At 64.9% G+C, this 1218-nt stretch carries 1 protein-coding gene; it reads right to left on the bottom strand.

Translation table 11 applies throughout. The annotated features are described in order from the left end of the window. On the bottom strand, positions 1–1218 hold a 1218-nt coding region (locus tag AWT75_RS20395; RefSeq protein WP_193394114.1), incomplete at both ends, for a hemagglutinin repeat-containing protein.

Below are 1218 nucleotides of genomic sequence, written 5' to 3' on the forward strand. Positions count from 1 at the left end.
TCATGGCGTGAGGCTGCGCCCATCATGCCGTAGCCGATGGACAGGCTGCCGCCCACGCTGTGTTGTTTGCTGTCGTAGTGGTCTTTGTCTTGCAGGCTTTCGATGCTGAGATGGCCGCCGACATTGGCTTGTACGCTGGGGGCGGCCACGACGGCGCCTTTGAGGGTGGTGTCGCCGCCGCTGGTCAGGCTGATGCTGTCGCCGGCGTTGAGGTGGCTGTTGTGGTAGCTGACGCTGTCGCCGTCGGCGCGGCCGCGGTTTTTGCTGGCGCTGGCAGTGAATAGCAGGCCGTCGCTGCCGAAGCTGATGCCCAGGCTGCCGCTGCGGCCGCTGTTGCTGCTGTGTTGTTGGTCTTGGTCCTGGCTGGCTTGCAGCTGGATGCGGTTGTCGGCATTGAGGGTGATGGCCTTGGCGGCGGCCAGGTCGCTGCCTTGAATCAGGATGTTGCTGTCGGTGCCGGCGCCGCTGGCGTGCAGGCTGAGATTACCTGCGGCTTGTACGCGGCTGGCAGCGCTGGTATCGGACGATGATTCGCTGTGTGATTTGTTGCTGCTGCTGCCCACCGAGAGGCTGACATTGATGCCGCCGGCTTTGTCGGCGGTGTTGGCGTCGCGGGTTTTGGGGGTGCCGTCGGGGCTGGTTTCGCGGGTGAGGAGTTGATTGTCCTTGCCATTGATGGTGCTGCCCTGGCCTTCCTGGATGGCGGTGTAGGCGGCGTAGCCGGACAGGCCGCTGCTGGCGGCGGCCAGGGCTTTCATGCGGCTGTCGCTGGTTTTACTGGCGGCCTTGGCCATTTGGTCGGCAGTCTGGATGGCATTGAGGACGGGGTTGGAGAGGGCCAGGGTGAGGCCGCTTTGCTTGAACCAGCTGTCGCTGACGTGCTGTGTGGTTTCCCGTGCTTCGGTGATGGCGATGTCTTTGGCCTGGATGCTGATGTCGCCGCCGCCATTGACGCCGGTGGCCAGTACCTGGCTGCCGGTTTGGGTGTATTGCTGCCCGGCGCTAAGGGTGACATTGCCGCTGAGTGCGCCGACGGTGCTGCCGACGGCCTGGGTGGTGCGGGTGCTGCCGTCCTGGCCTTGGGCGCGGCTGCCGATGGTGATGCCAAAGCCGCCGCTGCCCATCAGGCCGGATTTTTTCTCGCTGTGCTGGCTGGCGTAGCGGTCGGTGTTGCTGGCGGCTTGCAGGCTGAGACTGCCAAGCACACGAGGGACTAGG

Origin of the sequence: Aquitalea pelogenes (genome assembly GCF_001515305.1) — a bacterium.
GTDB classification, from domain to species: domain Bacteria; phylum Pseudomonadota; class Gammaproteobacteria; order Burkholderiales; family Chromobacteriaceae; genus Aquitalea; species Aquitalea pelogenes.